This window comes from Tenacibaculum profundi, assembly GCF_057162725.1.
On the sequence record NZ_CM169894.1, the window covers coordinates 2956980 to 2973958 of the forward strand.

The window sequence follows — 16979 nt, forward strand, 5'->3', positions numbered from 1 at the left end:
TTAGTTAATACAATTTTAGGGCATGTAGTTTTCACCTTTTACTGGTTTAAATTATAGTATAAATACTTGTTTTTTTTGTTATTCTTTTAGGGTATTTTAGAAAATATTAACCAAAATTTATAAAAATGAGTACAAGGAAAATAATACTGCTGATTGTCTTTATTTTATCTTTTTATTTAGAAGCTGTTTCACAATGTAGGATTTATCAAAAAACAGGTGTTTATTACACAGGTAATCCTGAAGGAGGGAAAGAACTAGGTTTTATCGCTAAAGATAGAGTTTATAAGAAGACTAGTGATTATCATAGAGGAAATCCTGAAGGTGCAGAAGAGTTAGGATTCATAAAAAATGAAAGGGTTTATCAGAAGACAAGTGACTATCACAGAGGAAATCCTGAAGGTGCAAAAGAGTTGGGGTTCATAAAAAATAAAAGGGTTTATCAGAAGACAAGTGACTATCACAGAGGAAATCCTGAAGGCGCAAAAGAGTTAGGTTTCTATTCCAATAATCACGTTTATCAAAAAACAAGTGATTATCATAGAGGGAACCCCGAAGGCGCAAAAGAAATAGGAGTTCTAGGTCAAGCAGGAAGTGATGGAGCAAAAGGAGCAGCAGCTCAATTATTGTTATTTGCTGATTAATTTTTCTACTACATAGAATAAAGATCGTTTTTATAAACGATCTTTATTAAAATTAGAAAAAAGTTAGTTTTGTAGAAAACGAGGCAGAAATTAATATTTTCCACCCCGATTTATTTCCACCCCCTAAAATGCAAATAATTATATTTTAAAGTTTATTTATTGAGTAAGATTACATGTAAAATTAAATTTGTTTTTCTTTTAAGCGGTTCATAAAGATGATTTTACTTATTGGTTTGTTTATCAGTTGTTTATTTTGTTTATACATGTTGTAATATATCTAATCAAGACAAAAGTTTCTAATTAGACAATTATCATATGCCAAAACTGTCGATTATTTTAAAGAACGACGGTACTTTTAATTTATATTTGTGCTAGATTGAGTAATTGTTTATACAAATATACAAACAAAATTATATAAAACAAACATATTTCTAAATTTTAAAGAAAAAAGTTATTTTAAATGATTGATTTTACTGATGATACTTATAAGAGAGTTCTGAAAATAATTCAGATAAACAATATGAACATAAGATCCTTTGAAGAAAGGATTAGTGTTTCAAATAACTCGATAGGTACCGCTATTCGAAGAAAAGCATCATTTAAAAGTAATGTACTAAACAAAATTCTAATTTCGTTTCCTGAAATAAATCCTACTTGGCTTCTTACAGGTAAAGGAACAATTTTTTTGGAAAAAAACTTGGATAATTTTGTTAATGAACCTTCCATAAGTTATGAGAATCCAGAATTAAATCTCCTTATCAAAGAAAAAATTGTAGAAACTATCCTACAAAATAAAGAAATAGCTGATTTTCTTGTGAAGAAAATTAATCAAATTTTAAAAAATTAAATATTTTATTTGAATTTTCTATCGTGTTTTTGGTATAAAAATCTTACAGTTATTCATTTGAATAAACACTTTTAGATACAATAATCTTTATTTAGAATCTATATTTATTTTACCTGTAATCGATTTGAACTTTAAATAACTATATAATAATCATTTTGTTTTTAAAATAGTGATATTTTGAGTTTTAAGGTATTTGTAATTAGTTTATTTGGACAGATAAAAAATCCACACAAGATCCTTTTTGCCATAGACTTTAAAAATTAAAGATTAATGTGTTGAAAAGAATTTTTTATAAAGGAAAAATAAAGTTTCTATTTATTTTTGAAATAAAGATGGCTTTCAATATAGATAGATTTGTATTAATTAAAAATCGAACATATTATGAAAGAAATCTTACCATTTCATTTAGCCATTCCTGTACAAGATATAGAGAAATCTAAAAACTTTTACAAAGAGGTTCTGGAATGCTCTGAAGGAAGGAGCTCTAGTACTTGGGTAGATTTGAATTTTTTTGGACACCAATTGGTTCTTCACAAAAAAGAGAATCTTGATAAAAAGGAAGAGAATACGACTAATTTAGTAGATAGTAAAAATGTTCCTATTCCGCATTTCGGAGTAGTTTTAACTATATCCATTTGGAAGAAACTTGCAGAAAACCTTAAAAATAAAGAAGTGAAGTTTATCATTGATCCTTACATACGTTTTGAAGGAGAGGCAGGAGAGCAGGCAACGATGTTTTTTTTAGATCCGTCAGGAAATGCTATTGAGTTTAAAGCTTTTCAAGATATAGCAAACCAATTATTTGCAAGATGATAGATAATTTTGAAAAACATTCCGCTATCGTATGTATAGATTTTCAAAAAGAATATCTATATACTACTTCCGAGAAATTTCCCAATAGTATTGATGCTCAATTCCCACAACTATCTAATAATGTTAAAAATTTACTCTCTAGAGCAAGAGATAGAAATATGTTTATCATTCATGCGAATGAGAAAGATGATAAAGAAAAAAGCAAATGGATGCCTTGGTGGTATACGTTACACCCATTAGGTTTTGGTGATGGACATGGTGATATAGCTCCTTTTGCGAAACCCTTGCCAAATGAAGTACTACTTACTAAGCATACTTTTGATTTATTTGCCAGTGTGGGGGATGAATTTGATATTTATGCCCAAAAACATCAAATAAATCGATTGTATTTCTGCGGAGTACTCACGAAGGCTTGTGTTATGTTTTCTGCAAACTCTGCATTTTTAAGAGGTTATGAAGTATATGTTTTAGAGGATTGTTGTGGAGATCGATCTGTTACAGAACATAAAGCAGTATTAGATCTGTATGATCAGTATCATATAAAAGTAATTAATTCGAATAATTTATTTCTTTAACAATAAATGAAGAGTATTTTAATTTCGCTTTTTAATAAAGACGAGAGTATTTGGGTAACGTATTTAGAAAAGTACTTGCCTGGTTATAAAGTGTACAGAGCAGAGATAGATGCGTATGATCCCGAAATGATTGATTACGCTGTCGTTTGGAAGCCAAAAGAACATTTTTTTGAAGATTTAAGGAATTTAAAAGTTGTATTTAATACTGGGGCAGGTGTTGATAACCTGATGAAGTTTAGTCAGCTATCTGAAGTGCCGATAATAAGAATTGTCCCTGAAGGTTTAAAAGATTCTATGCTGCAGTATATACTTTTTAATGTATTGTACTACCATCGGAATATGTATGTATTAGAGGAAGCACAAAAACAACGAAATTGGATTGCTTTACAAGAACCAAAAGCAGAAGACCTAAATATAGGAATATTAGGATTAGGATTTATTGGTAGTGAAATAGCTAGTTTTTTAGGGACTATGAAATATAATGTTTTAGGTTGGAGTAGAACTAAAAAAGCGATTAAAGGAATAGCTACTTTTTCAGGGAAAACAGGGCTTAAAAATATGGTTAAAAAGAGTGATATCTTGATTTCACTTTTACCATTAACACAAGAAACAAAAGGATTAGTTAATAGAGATTTACTAGAAGACTTACCCAAAAATAATTTCTTTAAAGGAGCATTTTTTATTTCATGTGGTCGAGGAGGAGTACAAAAAGATAATGATATACTTTGGGCATTAAATAATGGTGTTTTAAAAGGAGCAACTTTAGATGTTTTTCAAAATGAGCCTTTGCCTAAAAAATCCCCTTTGTGGAGCCATCAAAAAATAAGAATTACACCGCATTTAGCGGCTCTAAATAACCCTGAAGATTCTTGTGGATTGATAATGAGGCAGATAATGAAGGTTGAGAAAGGTGAGAAGTTGAATAATATTGTTGACTTTAGAAAAGGGTATTAATATTATTTTAAGTAGTTGTCTTCTATTGAAATTTCTGATAAAATAATATGAGACTTAGTATCCCCGTATTTCATTAATTTATCAATTATTTCTTGTAAATGAAGCCTGTCCTTAAGAACTAAAAAAAGCATGACGTTTTGCTCACCAGTAATTCGATATGCTTTTTTTACTTCAGGAAAAGTTTTAATAATACTCAAGAAACTTTTTAATTTTCCGTGAAATAAATTAACTGTCATGAAAGTTTCAATATCATAGCCCAATAGTTTATAATCTAGTTTGATATCATAAGATTTTATAATACCATGGTCTTCCATCTTTATAATTCGTTCCTTTAGTGCAGGCGGGGATAGATAAACCTTTTTAGCCACCTCTGAATAACTCATTCTGGCATTTTCTTGGAGTATATTTAAAATTTTTTTATCTATTTGATCCATTATTTCTATTACTAAAAATTAGTACTTAAATGTAAGCTAAAATAACAAATCAATTACAAGTAATATAGGTGTCTAATATTATATTATGCTTAATATTTTTTTGTATGGTAAGAAGTAATAGTCAATATGTAAATTATTAATTGTAGTACTAATTTGCTTTTAATTACGTGGTGAATAAAAGCCTAATAGAACATTTACTATGTTACAAAAATTTATTACTCAAACTGAAATTGAGTATTTTTTACTTATTTGAATAAGAAATATTCCATTAGGTTTGAAAATTTAAGCAGAAGTTATCTCTACTCTAGGTGAATGTTTTTATTTAAGCAATTGAAAGTCCTCCATCAACATCTAAAATAGTACCTGTAATATATCTAGCATCCGTACTCGCCAAAAAAAGGATGGCACTAGATATTTCATCCACATCAGCTCGTTTTTGTAAAGGAATGTTGGGAGTTTGACTTTTTAAGATGTTTATAACTTTTTCTTCAGGATTGGCAACTGACATAAAACCAGTTTTAACACTTCCAGGACTTATCGCATTCACGCGTATATTAAATTCACTAAATTCTTTTGCAAAAATTTTAGTAAAACTCTCAATGGCTGCTTTAGAGGCAGTCAAAACAGAAGTTAATGGTAAACTTTGCTTTGTTAAAAAAGAACTTGTTAGTACAATATTTCCTCCTTTTTTAATGAGACTTTTAAGTGCTGATAAACTGAAAAAGGTTCCTTTAACATTAGTGTTCATTACTAGGTCATAGTCTTTTTCACTAATCTCATCAATTTCCCCAAACTTTCCAATACCTGCTGTAATAATTAAGATATCTATTGCTGTATGATTGTTTTCGAGTTTTTTTTTCAATTCATATATACTCTCTTTTTTAGTGATATCAACTTTAACGTAGCTAATGTTGTGTTCATTTTGAATAGCTATATTTTTTTGCGCAGATATTAATTTATTTTTATTACTTCCAGTAATAATAACTGTTGCATTAAGTTTTATAAATTGCTTAGCCGTTTCAAGTCCAATACCACTGGACCCCCCGATAATTAAAACTGTTTTGTTGTTAAAATCCATGAGTTATGATTTACTAATTATTTCTTTGGTAGCACGATAAGCTGATTTTACAGCACCTTCCATGTAACCTGGGTTTACTGTTGAAGTTTCTGCTCCTGCGAAGAATAATTTTTGTCCCATTTCTGGACTTATTATTTCTCTATCCCCATTATGTTGATGTGCATATAAGCCTTCATTTATATTAGTTAATTCTTTATTCATACTCTCAATAGCCCAAATGGTATCTTTATAAGAGACATAATTTTTCGCTTCGTTTCCAATTATCCTACTTAAATCTTTAATAACTTGGTTTTTTCTCTCTTCTTCACTCGAGTTTAATTGGGAAGGAGATAAATTCAAAAAACCAACTAATCCGTAAAGATTACCTTTATTGTTTACATGGTCTTGGAACTCTCTTACAATCCCAATATTACTAATACCATAACCAGCCAGACCTTTTGCTCTCCAGAAAGGTTCTTTATATTCTATGGAGAACTTTACTGAATCAGCCATCCATGTATGTGTTTTTAACCTGATTTGTTTTGAATTTTCTGATAAATTTGGTGAAAAATTTATTGTTGATGCTAATAGTCTAGGAGGTATCGTTATCACAACATTTTTGGCTTTAAATATCCTTTTATCGCTGGTAATTATTTCAATATGATCATCATTATCTTGAATAGTAGTTACCTTACTGTTTAATTCAATATTTTGAGTCCCTATCAATTTTTCAAGAGACTTGATAATTTCATATGTTCCACCAGCTACTTTATGATATTCTTGTCCTCCCATCATTTGATGCACATCAAATACTTGAGTTTTATCCATAAAGTTCATTTCATAAAATCCCTTACCAGTTATATATTGAGGATAAAGTTCAATATTTAAGCTCTGTATTAATTGTTTTAAAAAAGGATCATTGAAAACCCAAGTAGCACCCATTTCTAAACCAAATCCAGATGCACTTTTTACGGTTTTTATGCGTCCCCCAAGTTGGGTGTTTGCTTCTAAAATTTGTACTTTTAGATTTTGATCTTTTAGAAGATGCGCAGTTGTCAAACCAGCAAGTCCACCTCCTATAACTATTACATCTTTCATAATTTTAAACTAAAATTGTTTTCTATAATTTAAGAGTTATTGTCTCTCCCAAGCCTGCATAAATGTACCTATTGTTAAAAGTTTTCTCAAAAAACGTCATAGCTCTCTCTCCACTACAATGACTAGGAGCAGCATATTTAACATGATACGTTTTATCTAGTTTAGTAATTAATTGATTTAGTTCACTATCTTCTTTTTGAAGTAAATGAAATCCTCCCGTAATAAGGTTTGTTTTAGGATTAATTTTTTGAGATTCTTTTATAATATTTTCGAGACCTGTATGCCCACAACCTATAATTATATTTTGTCCAGAAGGAGAATCTATTGCAAGAGATATTTCTGATAACTCGAGAGTTCCCTTAAAATCTGATACTAGGAAAATAAGATGAAAACCAGGGATTATCTCAGTATTTTTTGTAATTAATTTGATGTTAGCTTTAGACCAAGCTTTACCAAAATGCATTATTTCTTCAGGATGTCCATTATAGTATTGTCTGTGTTTTGGAGCATTGGGATCTTTTTTATAAAAACTACTAGGTAAACTAGCTCCATAAATACCAAAATTTTCTGTTGGAGCATAAATTTTAATAGCAGGGTTCTCTTTTAATAAAAAATCCATGCCTCCCATGTGATCGCTATGCCTATGAGACAGTACAGCAAAATCAATATCTTTTATATTTATGTTTAATTTTCTAATATTTGTTTCAAGTACTTCAGCATTGTTGCCAAGATCAAATAAGATTTTTTTTCCTTTATATTCTATGATACTTGAATATCCCCAATCCATAACCAAATGATCATGCTTGGTAAAAGAATCATTCAAATTTGTGATTTTTAAAGTCTCTGTTTGTTTGTTTGTTTGTGATTTACAACTAATGTTGAAAGTCAAAAAAATCAATAATATCGTGTTTGTTAAAATATGTTTCATAGTTATACTTTTTATTTTAGAGATGTTGTTTTGTTCCTACTGCTAAAGGGTCTACGATTTTTTCACCAAATTCGTTTATGAAACGATTAATAGCTCTCCATCCAGTACAATGTCCAGGAATTATAACTTTAAAATTGAATTGTTTTAATTCTTCAATGGTTTCATCAATCAAGTTTTCGTTGGGGTATACTAAATGTAATCCACCTACAAGAGCGTAAAGAGGTTGGTCTTTGAAAACTTCTGCGGCATGTTTACATACGTTTACAATTCCAGCATGAGAACACCCTGTGAATATAGCTATTCCTTTATCTTTGATATTAACAGCTAGGAAACGTTCATCTTCAATATCTGGGTCAGGTGTCCAATTTCCCTCATCATCTTTTTTGTAATGATTAGATAAGCCATTTTCAAAACTGTTTCTCGGTATTTCTCCGCTGACATAGAAATAATCATCTACGATAGTTTCTTCTTTTGAAGATGTTTTTACATCGGCTCCTTTTTTAGTTAAAAAATCAACAGAAGGAACATCTGTATAAGGTAGCATATTACCATCTGGTAATTTAGCTGCTCTTTTAACAAAGGCGCCTGGGTGCACATATAAAGGAACAGGATTATCTTTCTTATCGGCTTTAATCAATTCTAGAGCTTTTGGTAAAGCTTCAGCATGATCAAAATGGCCATGAGATAAAACAATAGCATCTGTATTTTCTAATGATACTCCCATATGGTTTGAATTACGTGCTAGACCAGATGGATCTGGACCTGCGTCAAATAACACAGATTTAGTTCCATTTTCAGTTTCGGCTTCTAAGAACAACGATAATCCGTGATGCGCAGAGCATAATAAAGGTCCACTTCCTATTTCTAATCCGCTATCCATTAATACCTTTAGTTCGCTGTCTACATGATCTGGCCGCGAAGAAAACATATCAGTTGTATTGTCTATTAAAACACTTACAGTTAGGTTTTTAATTGATTTCATTGGTTGAGAATTGATGTTTGTTGTTTTTTAGTATTAAATTATCTGATAATAACAGAGAATACACTCTTTTATTATCAGATATTTTTTATTTCCATTCGAAAGGAGTAGACTTCCAGTCGTATCCGTTTCCGTTTTTTAATATTCTCCCAAATCCAGGAAAATTGGTATGTGAACCCGCTACTAATAAATTATCAGTGGCTACTTTATCCAAAATCATTTTACGAGAACTTCTTACTGCATCTGGATTTACATCAACCTTAGAAGTCCATTCAGGATGTGGTAAATGTACCCATGGATGAACAAATGTATCGGCTAAATATACAAATCCATCACCCTCTATTGCAAAATGACCTGGAGTATGACCAGGAGCTTCCAGCATAGCAAGTCCGGGAGCTAGTTCTTGCCCCCCTTTTTTTACTGTGAATTGATTTTTCATGTTGTTTATTACAGTTTTAGCAGAGTTGATGAAGAAATCTTTCGTTCCTTGATCTACATTGATGTTAGATAGGTCGATTGTGTTATCATTCCAAAAATTATATTCTTTTTCAGACAAGATAATTTCTGCATTTGGAAAAATAGCTTTTCCTTCTTTATCAAATAAATACCCAAAGTGGTCAAAATGTAAATGTGTTAATATTACTCTATTGACATCTTTTTCTTTAAACCCTGCTTTGTGGAAATTTCTTAAAAAATTTCCAACAGTATCGTAAATACCTTCACTCGTTCCTACATCAATTAGAGTAATATCATCATTTTCTTTGATAACCATTGCATTTACTTGAACAGCTGTTGTATCAGAAGAAAAACCATTTGATGTTGTCAGCTGATTTAAGGATGTTTCATCTGCTTCTTGAGCAAAAAAAGAATTAGGAAAATATAAGGAACCATCGCTGATTACTGTTATTTCCTTATTTCCAATTTTTTTTCTGTAGAATCCATCTCCCTGTCCGTATTGTAAAGTAGGAGTAATCAAATCTTCATTATCATCATCACTACATGAAATTAATGCTGTTGGAGCTGCTATTGCTGCGCTTGCTATTATAGAGGTTCTTTTTAAAAATGATCTTCTTTGGATATTCTGTTTTTTCATAATTTGAAGTATAAGAATTTAATCGATTTTTAAATAGAAGAGCTTTATTAAAAGTCTTTCTATTTTCACAATCTTGATATTTATTTTATTTTTTTAATCTTTTAGCAAGAGCTTTAGCCAAAGGAGATGCAGAAGCTGGGCTCTGCCCGGTCATAAGTGCTCCATCAATTACTACATTAGGTTCCCAGTTAGCTTTACTTTTATAGTTAGCTCCTCTTCTTTTTAATTCTTGCTCAAGAGAGAATAACAGATGTCTGTCTAATTCAATTTCAGCATCTTCAGCATCTTTAAAACCTGTTAAGTTTAGTCCCTCTACTAAGTACTTACCATTTGATAATTTCACATCTCTTAAAATAGCTGGAGCATGACATACCATTGCTATGGGTCTTCCTGTTTCATAAAAGTCTTTTATTAATTTGATCACAAATTGATCAGAAGCTAAATCCCAAAGAAGCCCGTATCCTCCAGGGAAGAAAGCAGCATCAAAAGTATTGTAATCAATATTTCTTAGTTTTCTAGTTCTTTTAGCGGCAAACATTGCTACAGGATCATTCAAGAATTTTTTAGTATACTCTGTAGTGAAAGGGACTTTCATACTCAGTAAGTCAATAGGAGCTTCACCTCCATCAGGAGAAGCAAATACAACTTCATATCCAGCTTCTGTAAGAATATAATAAGGAGCAGCCAATTCAGTGAACCATGTTCCAGTTTGTTTTCCACTTAACCCCATATCGTCAAAAGAAGACATAACAAGGAGTACTCTTTTTTGCTTGTTACCTGTGTTTACTTTTAAAGTTGTTTGTGCGAATGTATTTGTCACTAAAAGCGTGAATACAAATACGAGGATTGATTTTATATTTTTCATTTTTTCTAATTATTACTGGTACAAATTTACAGGTGAATACCTTGTTAAAATGGTAATTTAAGTGCTATGAATGGTAAGATTATTTTTGTATTATTTAATGAGTTTGTGTTATAGAACTGTTCTTGTTTTGTAAATAGTTTTTTAATCTTTTTATCGTTTGTTTGTTCAATGTCAGTAATATAATTAAGTAAATAGAAAAGGAAAGCTTGGTGATCATTTAGTGTTAGATTTAAAATCATATGAGCTTAAATAGCTTTCTTTATATTTCTTAAAAAGAGAAAAGCTTTTAATAAAGCTTTTCTCTTTTTACAATTTTAATATTTGTTTTTCATTTTATTTTTTCAATCTTTTAGCAAGAGCTTTAGCCAAGGGAGGTGCAGAAGCTGGGCTTTGTCCGGTCATAAGCGCTCCATCAACTACTACATTAGGCTCCCAGTTAGCTTTACTTTTATAGTTAGCTCCTCTTCTTTTTAATTCTTGTTCAAGAGAGAATAACAGATGTCTGTCTAATTCAATTTCAGCATCTTCAGCATCTTTAAAACCTGTTAAGTTTAGCCCCTCTACTAAGTACTTGCCATTTGATAATTTCACATCTCTTAAAATAGCTGGAGCATGACATACCATTGCTATGGGTCTTCCTGTTTCATAAAAGTCTTTTATTAATTTGATCACAAATTGATCAGAAGCTAAATCCCAAAGAAGCCCGTATCCTCCAGGGAAGAAAGCAGCATCAAAAGTATTGTAATCAATATTTCTTAGCTTTCTAGTTCTTTTAGCGGCAAACATTGCTACAGGATCATTCAAGAATTTTTTAGTATATTCTGTAGTAAAAGGGACTTTCATACTCAGTAAGTCAATAGGAGCTTCTCCTCCATCAGGAGAAGCAAATACAACTTCATATCCAGCTTCTGTAAGAATATAATAAGGAGCAGCCAATTCAGTGAACCATGTTCCAGTTTGTTTTCCACTTAACCCCATATCGTCAAAAGAAGACATAACAAGGAGTACTCTTTTTTGCTTGTTACCTGTGTTTACTTTTAAAGTTGTTTGTGCGAATGTATTTGTCACTAAAAGCGTGAAAACAAATACGAGGATTGATTTTATATTTTTCATTTTTTCTAATTATTACTGGTACAAATTTACAGGTGAACACCTTGTTAAAATGGTAATTTAAGTGCTATGAATGGTAAAAGGGCAACTTAAAGTAATGTGCTTATAAATTATAAAAGTTATTCAGGTTTAATTTTAAAAAGAATCAATGTTTTTTTCTTGAAAAAGGAAAATATTATAAAGAAATGAAGGGAAAACTAAAAAGTTTTCCCTTGATGTTGAAGTATAACTACTTCATATTGAAATCAATTAATCTATTTTTTAAATTATATCCAGTTTAGCTGTCATTTTAACTTTGTTTGTTATTGAATAATAATTAGGAGAAAGTTTAATGACTTGATCAGCGATCTCTTTTAATTCTTCAGAACTTCCATCACCTTTTACAGTAAATAGGTATTCAGCTGAGTCAAATCCAGCAGGTATTTTTTCATCAATACCAAGAAAACCACGTAAATCAAGTTCTGTTTTAATATCAAGAGTAAGATTATCTATTTTTATACCTTTAGATGATGCTATTGCGATAAATGTTATCGTCATACAAGATGATAACCCAGCAAGAAAATAGTCTAAAGGAGCTGGTGCAGAGTGTTTTCCTAGAAGTTCCTCTGGTTCGTCAACAAAAAAGGAGAAATCATGTTTAACAGTAGAAGAACCCAATTTAAAATCCTTTGTTTGAATTTTTATTTCTGTACCAGATTGCCATATTGCTTGGATACTACTTTTTAAAATTCCATTATTATAGTCCTTTTCTACTGTATTTTTAAAATTTTGTAAAGCCTCTGTGTTAATGTTATTAATCATGATATTTTTTATTTTATTTTTTTAATCTTTTAGCAAGAGCTTTAGCCAAAGGAGATGCAGAAGCTGGGCTCTGTCCGGTCATAAGTGCTCCATCAATTACTACATTAGGTTCCCAGTTAGCTTTACTTTTATAGTTAGCTCCTCTTCTTTTTAATTCTTGCTCAAGAGAGAATAACAGATGTCTGTCTAATTCAATTTCAGCATCTTCAGCATCTTTAAAACCTGTTAAGTTTAGCCCCTCTACTAAGTACTTACCATTTGATAATTTCACATCTCTTAAAATAGCTGGAGCATGACACACCATTGCTATGGGTCTTCCTGTTTCATAAAAGTCTTTTATTAATTTGATCACAAATTGATCAGAAGCTAAATCCCAAAGAAGCCCGTATCCTCCAGGGAAGAAAGCAGCATCAAAAGTATTGTAATCAATATTTCTTAGTTTTCTAGTTCTTTTAGCGGCAAACATTGCTACAGGATCATTCAAGAATTTTTTAGTATACTCTGTAGTAAAAGGGACTTTCATACTCAGTAAGTCAATAGGAGCTTCACCTCCATCAGGAGAAGCAAATACAACTTCATATCCAGCTTCTGTAAGAATATAATAAGGAGCAGCCAATTCAGTGAACCATGTTCCAGTTTGTTTTCCACTTAACCCCATATCGTCAAAAGAAGACATAACAAGGAGTACTCTTTTTTGTTTGTTACCTGTGTTTACTTTTAAAGTTGTTTGTGCGAATGTATTTGTCACTAAAAGTGTGAATACAAATACGAAGATTGATTTTATATTTTTCATTTTTTCTGATTATTACTGGTGTAAAGTTACCTTTGATTATCTTGTTAAAATGGTAGTTTTTGAACAATAAATGGTAAGATTTGTTTTCTAGGTGAATATGGTTTTCAATGAGCATATTAATACCATTTATAACTTGAAAATGCCGGGCTAAAACATTCTTTTTTCTCTTTCTACTTCAAAAAAAACGAGCTATTGTTATGTTTTAATTTTATACAAATAAAGATAATATCCTCTTTTCCTTTTATGGTGATTTGAAATGGTGTTATTCTTTAATTATAGGGCATAGGATTATTCGATGTTAATTAAAATAAGAAGAGAACGATCTTATAAAATATCGTTCTCTTTCCATAACAGACTTACTTATATATTGGTAATAGAGGTGTTTATTTAATTTTTCCTATTTATTTAATAATTTTATAAATCAAGAATTTTTTTGAGCTTAGTATATATATCATTAGGAATAGGATCTATCCCTTTTTCATAACTTATAACCTGTTGTTTACTTATACTTAAGCGTAGAGCAATATCGTAAATAGTAAGCTTTTTTAATCTTCGTTGTTCTTTTAGAAAATTGTTTTTATTAGTGTTAATGTGATTTTTATTTTCCATTTTCTTTTAGTTTTTGAAGAATAATATTTTTGTAAATGAAAGACTACCTTCAACAGTAAATTTAAAACTTACAATCATGTTAGTTTTGTTGAGGTAGTCTTTTAAGTTTAGATGAAAAATAATATTCATCTAATATTTATCCGGCAAATAATGTAGTTTTAATTAAGCCTTTAAAACATCCGAAAGAGCTTCTGCTAATGGTGCTGCTGAAGCAGGACTTTGACCAGTCATAAGTGCTCCATCAATCACTACATTAGGTTCCCAGTTAGCTTTACTTTTATAATTAGCACCTCTTCTTTTTAATTCATCTTCTAATGAAAACAATAAATGGTGTAATAATTCTATTTCTTCATCTTCACTATTTTTAAATCCAGTAAGGTTTACACCTTCTACAAGATATTTTCCGTTAGATAATTTCACATCTCTTAATATAGCTGCAGCATGACATACCATAGCTACTGGACGATCTGACTCATAGAAATCTTTGATAAGCTTAATTACGTGTTGATCAGAAGCTAAATCCCAAATTAAACCGTATCCTCCTGGGAAAAATACAGAATCAAATGTATTATAGTCTATATTTCTTAATTTCATTGTGTTTTTTGCAGCAAATACAGCAGCATCATCTTTTACAAATCTTTCGGTGTACTCAGATGTAAATGGAGCTTTCATACTTAATAAATCAATAGGAGCCTCACCACCATCAGGAGAAGCAAAAACTACTTCATGACCTGCTTCAGTTAAAATATAATAAGGAGCAGCTAATTCATGAAACCATGTCCCTGTTAATTTACCGCTTAACCCCATTTCGTCATAAGATGACATTACTAATAGTACTCTTTTTTGTTTGTTTCCAGTATTCATAATATTTGTTTTAAATTATTTTATTGTTTAAATTATGTTTCAAAATTACTTTGATATTGTTTCTTAAAATGGTAAAAAAAGGCTTTTAAATGGTAAGTTTTATCAAAGTTTAAAAATGATTTTAGCTGAAAGTGAATCCTTTTTAGATTAAAATTATGTTTAGGCTATGCTATTTAATCTAAAACTATCTTTAATAAAATAACTATTTGCTACAAGTCTTTTTTTTAATGTTTTAAGTTGTGATTTCTTTATATGTAATAGAACTTTTTTTGTGAGATATAAATTAGTTTGTTATTATTTTTGGTTGAATAATGCTAATTTTTAAGAACCTTTTGAGCTATCTCCTCTTAATTTTTTACTTAGGTAAAGTTATGTTGGATTTATTGTTTAAAATGGTAAATAAAGTCTTTTAAATGGTACTTTTTTTAGGAGGTATCTTAGATTTATTATAGTGCATACCTATTCAATAATTATCTTTTTTATTTCTTGATTAAGCCATTTTATTCCTTTTGCCAATTTTTATTTGTACAACTATTGATCCCATTATCATAAGTTTTATTTAACCCCATTCAATACATACCTTTATTATTAAACTTACTTTTTTTGGGCTACGATATGAAAAATATGCCAGTGTTTTGGGTTTCTTGTATTTAAAGGATCGTCATGTTCTTCCTCTCTTATGATTTCAATAGAGAAATCATTAAGTATTTTTAGTACTTCGTTATATGAGTGATGAGAACGTTTTGGTTTTAAGGCCCAAGTATCTCTATCGCCGAAGAATTGTCCTGTGAATCTTCCTCCTTTTCGAATTGATTTTTTAATTTTATTCCAAAATAAGTTGAAGTGTTTAGGTTCACAAAACGGTAATGCAAAACTTGCATTTATAAGATCACACGGAGGTAAGACCATTTCTTCAAAACTCACTTCCTTTGTCTGTAAATTAGCTTTTAAACCTTTAGGTACTCTCGACCATAAATATTTTGATGCTTCTGGGTGATTATCTGTCGCTAAAACTTTCCAGCCTCTTTTTAGTAGTTCAATAGAATCTCTGCCTTCGCCGGCTGCTAAATCAATTGCAAAACCATCAGTAATTCCTTCTTTTTTAAATAGGTCTAAGCCTTGTAAGAGTGTTTCACGCGCCCCTTTTCCAACCACAGATTTATAGTATCCTGACCAATCCTCAATCTCTGAGTAGTCTTGAGCCCGCATTGGAGCCAAGTTACCTGCAACTGATTTCATTTGTTTTAATTTCATAATCTTTATTACGTTTTAATTCTGCAAATGGGACTATCCACAATGCTTTACCTCAAAAACAAAAGTATTATTGCTATTTAAGTAAAAATGGTAATAAAGGAGTTTTTCATGGTAAGTTAGAAAACAACCATTTAATTAAAGTACGGTATGTTTTGGATCTTGAAAAATAAAGATTATCAGTTGAATAAGTTCTTATATGAAAGTTTTTAATTTTTTATAGAAGGTAGTTCGTTTTATTTGCAAAACAGTTTTTATAATTGTTTTGGGAACCCCGTTTTATTGTAATTTTTATAGAATACTTGCTCTAAATTCTTTTGGAGATATTCCAACTGATTTTTTAAAATATTTAGTAAAATAAGTGGCCTGATCAAAACCTAAATCATAAGCAATCTCCTGTATTGAAAGTCTTCTATTAGCTAAATTACGTTTAGCTTCAAGTATTTTAATATCTTGTATAACCTTCGCAGGAGTCGCATTTAAGTGCTCTTTGGTAACTTTAGCCAGCCTCTTTTTATTACTATTTAATAGTTCATAGTAGGTTTCTAATGATAAAAATTCATTCACGTTTTTATATACTTCATTTTTAAATTGATAGGCAAGTTGAAAATCTTCATTAGTTAAGGAATCGTTTTTTGTCAAAGAAACCTTAGTTCTTTCAATAGAAAACAATATACTTCTAAAAAGAGAAAATATTTGCTCTTTTAAATACTTGTCATTCATTTGTATTTCCTCTCTTATTAACGAGCAAACAGTTAAAAATCGCTTTTTTTCAAGGGAGTTTATAGTCATATGAGGAACATCAATTTCGTTGAAAATAGTTAAAGATATTCTTTCCAGTAGCTTATGATCAAATTGGTCAATAAAAAAACTATTAAAATGGATAAGCGTTCCCTCGTTTAACGAGTCAGGACAAAAATTATGAATTTGATTTTTAGAAATAAAGAAAAGGGAATCTTCTTTATGTTCAATAACCTCATAATCAACATAGTGTCTTCCTGGAGTTTCAAAGAGAATAAGCTGGTAAAAAGAATGCTTATGAGGAATTGATGCATGTGTTTTGTTTTTGTTGAAGTAGCTTCCTCCGTCATTTATTTCGAAATGAAGTTTAGTAAATCCTTCTCGATGTAGATGGTATTGTTTGATAACTTAAAGTTTTAATATTGAGGGGTGAAAATACTAAAAATTGATATAAATTTTTAATATAGAAACGAGTATTTTAAATGAGATATTATATTTCTTTAAAGCTTTTGTCTACTTTTCTTAG

19 protein-coding genes are annotated in these 16979 nt (G+C 30.1%); 5 read left to right on the top strand and 14 right to left on the bottom strand.

The genetic code is table 11. From position 1 onward, the window contains the following. The first annotated feature begins 125 nt into the window (after nt 1-125). The 5 genes from AC2GW8_RS12035 (at nt 126) to AC2GW8_RS12055 (ending at nt 3830) form a co-directional block, all read left to right on the top strand. Nucleotides 126-641, top strand: a complete 516-nt coding sequence (locus AC2GW8_RS12035; RefSeq protein ID WP_440880115.1) for a hypothetical protein — start codon at nt 126-128, stop codon at nt 639-641. A 460-nt stretch (nt 642-1101) separates the two neighbouring features. Continuing rightward, complete coding sequence (locus tag AC2GW8_RS12040) at nt 1102-1488, top strand: hypothetical protein (RefSeq protein ID WP_440880116.1); 387 nt, start codon at nt 1102-1104, stop codon at nt 1486-1488. A gap of 381 nt (nt 1489-1869) precedes the next feature. Continuing rightward, complete coding sequence (locus AC2GW8_RS12045; RefSeq protein WP_440880117.1) at nt 1870-2301, top strand: VOC family protein; 432 nt, start codon at nt 1870-1872, stop codon at nt 2299-2301. Beyond that, nucleotides 2298-2876, top strand: coding sequence for a cysteine hydrolase family protein (locus AC2GW8_RS12050; protein WP_440880118.1), 579 nt, complete (start codon nt 2298-2300; stop codon nt 2874-2876). Before AC2GW8_RS12045 ends, AC2GW8_RS12050 begins: the two co-directional genes overlap by 4 nt. 6 nt (nt 2877-2882) lie before the next feature. Further along, a complete protein-coding gene (locus AC2GW8_RS12055; protein WP_440880119.1) occupies nt 2883-3830 on the top strand; it encodes a 2-hydroxyacid dehydrogenase in 948 nt (315 codons plus the stop codon). 2 nt (nt 3831-3832) lie between these two features. Here the strand turns inward: AC2GW8_RS12055 and AC2GW8_RS12060 are convergent, their stop codons facing one another. The 14 genes from AC2GW8_RS12060 to AC2GW8_RS12125 form a co-directional block, all read right to left on the bottom strand. After that, nucleotides 3833-4264, bottom strand: a complete 432-nt coding sequence (locus AC2GW8_RS12060; protein WP_440880120.1) for an Lrp/AsnC family transcriptional regulator — start codon at nt 4262-4264, stop codon at nt 3833-3835. 322 nt (nt 4265-4586) lie between these two features. After that, the gene (locus AC2GW8_RS12065; RefSeq protein ID WP_440880121.1) at nt 4587-5342 is read right to left on the bottom strand and encodes an SDR family NAD(P)-dependent oxidoreductase; all 756 of its coding nucleotides are present in this window, start codon (nt 5340-5342) and stop codon (nt 4587-4589) included. A 3-nt stretch (nt 5343-5345) separates the two neighbouring features. Next, nucleotides 5346-6419: a flavin monoamine oxidase family protein gene (locus AC2GW8_RS12070; RefSeq protein WP_440880122.1), complete on the bottom strand. Its 1074-nt coding sequence runs from the start codon at nt 6417-6419 to the stop codon at nt 5346-5348. 22 nt (nt 6420-6441) lie between these two features. Continuing rightward, nucleotides 6442-7242, bottom strand: a complete 801-nt coding sequence (locus AC2GW8_RS12075) for an MBL fold metallo-hydrolase (protein ID WP_440880123.1) — start codon at nt 7240-7242, stop codon at nt 6442-6444. 121 nt (nt 7243-7363) lie between these two features. Then, nucleotides 7364-8329, bottom strand: a complete 966-nt coding sequence (locus AC2GW8_RS12080) for an MBL fold metallo-hydrolase (protein ID WP_440880124.1) — start codon at nt 8327-8329, stop codon at nt 7364-7366. Nucleotides 8330-8414: 85 nt separating this feature from the next. Continuing rightward, a complete protein-coding gene (locus tag AC2GW8_RS12085; RefSeq protein ID WP_440880125.1) occupies nt 8415-9419 on the bottom strand; it encodes an MBL fold metallo-hydrolase in 1005 nt (334 codons plus the stop codon). An 85-nt stretch (nt 9420-9504) separates the two neighbouring features. After that, nucleotides 9505-10284, bottom strand: coding sequence for a type 1 glutamine amidotransferase domain-containing protein (locus tag AC2GW8_RS12090; RefSeq protein WP_440880126.1), 780 nt, complete (start codon nt 10282-10284; stop codon nt 9505-9507). Between the two features lie 333 nt (nt 10285-10617). Next, nucleotides 10618-11397 carry a type 1 glutamine amidotransferase domain-containing protein gene (locus AC2GW8_RS12095; protein WP_440880127.1) on the bottom strand — a complete coding sequence of 260 codons (780 nt, stop codon included), beginning with the start codon at nt 11395-11397 and terminating at the stop codon, nt 10618-10620. Between the two features lie 258 nt (nt 11398-11655). Then, nucleotides 11656-12195: an OsmC family protein gene (locus AC2GW8_RS12100; RefSeq protein WP_440880128.1), complete on the bottom strand. Its 540-nt coding sequence runs from the start codon at nt 12193-12195 to the stop codon at nt 11656-11658. 13 nt (nt 12196-12208) lie between these two features. Next, nucleotides 12209-12988 (bottom strand): type 1 glutamine amidotransferase domain-containing protein, encoded by a 780-nt coding sequence (locus AC2GW8_RS12105; RefSeq protein WP_440880129.1) that lies wholly within the window; start codon nt 12986-12988, stop codon nt 12209-12211. Between the two features lie 414 nt (nt 12989-13402). Further along, nucleotides 13403-13597 carry a helix-turn-helix domain-containing protein gene (locus AC2GW8_RS12110; protein ID WP_440880130.1) on the bottom strand — a complete coding sequence of 65 codons (195 nt, stop codon included), beginning with the start codon at nt 13595-13597 and terminating at the stop codon, nt 13403-13405. Between the two features lie 162 nt (nt 13598-13759). After that, nucleotides 13760-14461, bottom strand: a complete 702-nt coding sequence (locus tag AC2GW8_RS12115; RefSeq protein ID WP_440880131.1) for a type 1 glutamine amidotransferase domain-containing protein — start codon at nt 14459-14461, stop codon at nt 13760-13762. A gap of 594 nt (nt 14462-15055) precedes the next feature. Further along, complete coding sequence (locus AC2GW8_RS12120) at nt 15056-15715, bottom strand: methyltransferase domain-containing protein (protein ID WP_440880132.1); 660 nt, start codon at nt 15713-15715, stop codon at nt 15056-15058. Nucleotides 15716-16003: 288 nt separating this feature from the next. Next, complete coding sequence (locus AC2GW8_RS12125; RefSeq protein WP_440880133.1) at nt 16004-16504, bottom strand: helix-turn-helix domain-containing protein; 501 nt, start codon at nt 16502-16504, stop codon at nt 16004-16006. Nucleotides 16505-16979 lie beyond the last annotated feature (475 nt).

Bases quoted from the DNA above. Each gene is read 5' to 3' on its own strand.
- AC2GW8_RS12035 (WP_440880115.1), top strand. From the start codon at position 126: ATGAGTACAAGGAAAATAATACTGCTGATTGTCTTTATTTTATCTTTT.
- AC2GW8_RS12040 (WP_440880116.1), top strand. From the start codon at position 1,102: ATGATTGATTTTACTGATGATACTTATAAGAGAGTTCTGAAAATAATT.
- AC2GW8_RS12045 (WP_440880117.1), top strand. From the start codon at position 1,870: ATGAAAGAAATCTTACCATTTCATTTAGCCATTCCTGTACAAGATATA.
- AC2GW8_RS12050 (WP_440880118.1), top strand. From the start codon at position 2,298: ATGATAGATAATTTTGAAAAACATTCCGCTATCGTATGTATAGATTTT.
- AC2GW8_RS12055 (WP_440880119.1), top strand. From the start codon at position 2,883: ATGAAGAGTATTTTAATTTCGCTTTTTAATAAAGACGAGAGTATTTGG.
- AC2GW8_RS12060 (WP_440880120.1), bottom strand. From the start codon at position 4,264: ATGGATCAAATAGATAAAAAAATTTTAAATATACTCCAAGAAAATGCC.
- AC2GW8_RS12065 (WP_440880121.1), bottom strand. From the start codon at position 5,342: ATGGATTTTAACAACAAAACAGTTTTAATTATCGGGGGGTCCAGTGGT.
- AC2GW8_RS12070 (WP_440880122.1), bottom strand. From the start codon at position 6,419: ATGAAAGATGTAATAGTTATAGGAGGTGGACTTGCTGGTTTGACAACT.
- AC2GW8_RS12080 (WP_440880124.1), bottom strand. From the start codon at position 8,329: ATGAAATCAATTAAAAACCTAACTGTAAGTGTTTTAATAGACAATACA.
- AC2GW8_RS12085 (WP_440880125.1), bottom strand. From the start codon at position 9,419: ATGAAAAAACAGAATATCCAAAGAAGATCATTTTTAAAAAGAACCTCT.
- AC2GW8_RS12090 (WP_440880126.1), bottom strand. From the start codon at position 10,284: ATGAAAAATATAAAATCAATCCTCGTATTTGTATTCACGCTTTTAGTG.
- AC2GW8_RS12095 (WP_440880127.1), bottom strand. From the start codon at position 11,397: ATGAAAAATATAAAATCAATCCTCGTATTTGTTTTCACGCTTTTAGTG.
- AC2GW8_RS12100 (WP_440880128.1), bottom strand. From the start codon at position 12,195: ATGATTAATAACATTAACACAGAGGCTTTACAAAATTTTAAAAATACA.
- AC2GW8_RS12105 (WP_440880129.1), bottom strand. From the start codon at position 12,988: ATGAAAAATATAAAATCAATCTTCGTATTTGTATTCACACTTTTAGTG.
- AC2GW8_RS12110 (WP_440880130.1), bottom strand. From the start codon at position 13,597: ATGGAAAATAAAAATCACATTAACACTAATAAAAACAATTTTCTAAAA.
- AC2GW8_RS12115 (WP_440880131.1), bottom strand. From the start codon at position 14,461: ATGAATACTGGAAACAAACAAAAAAGAGTACTATTAGTAATGTCATCT.
- AC2GW8_RS12120 (WP_440880132.1), bottom strand. From the start codon at position 15,715: ATGAAATTAAAACAAATGAAATCAGTTGCAGGTAACTTGGCTCCAATG.
- AC2GW8_RS12125 (WP_440880133.1), bottom strand. From the start codon at position 16,504: ATGACTATAAACTCCCTTGAAAAAAAGCGATTTTTAACTGTTTGCTCG.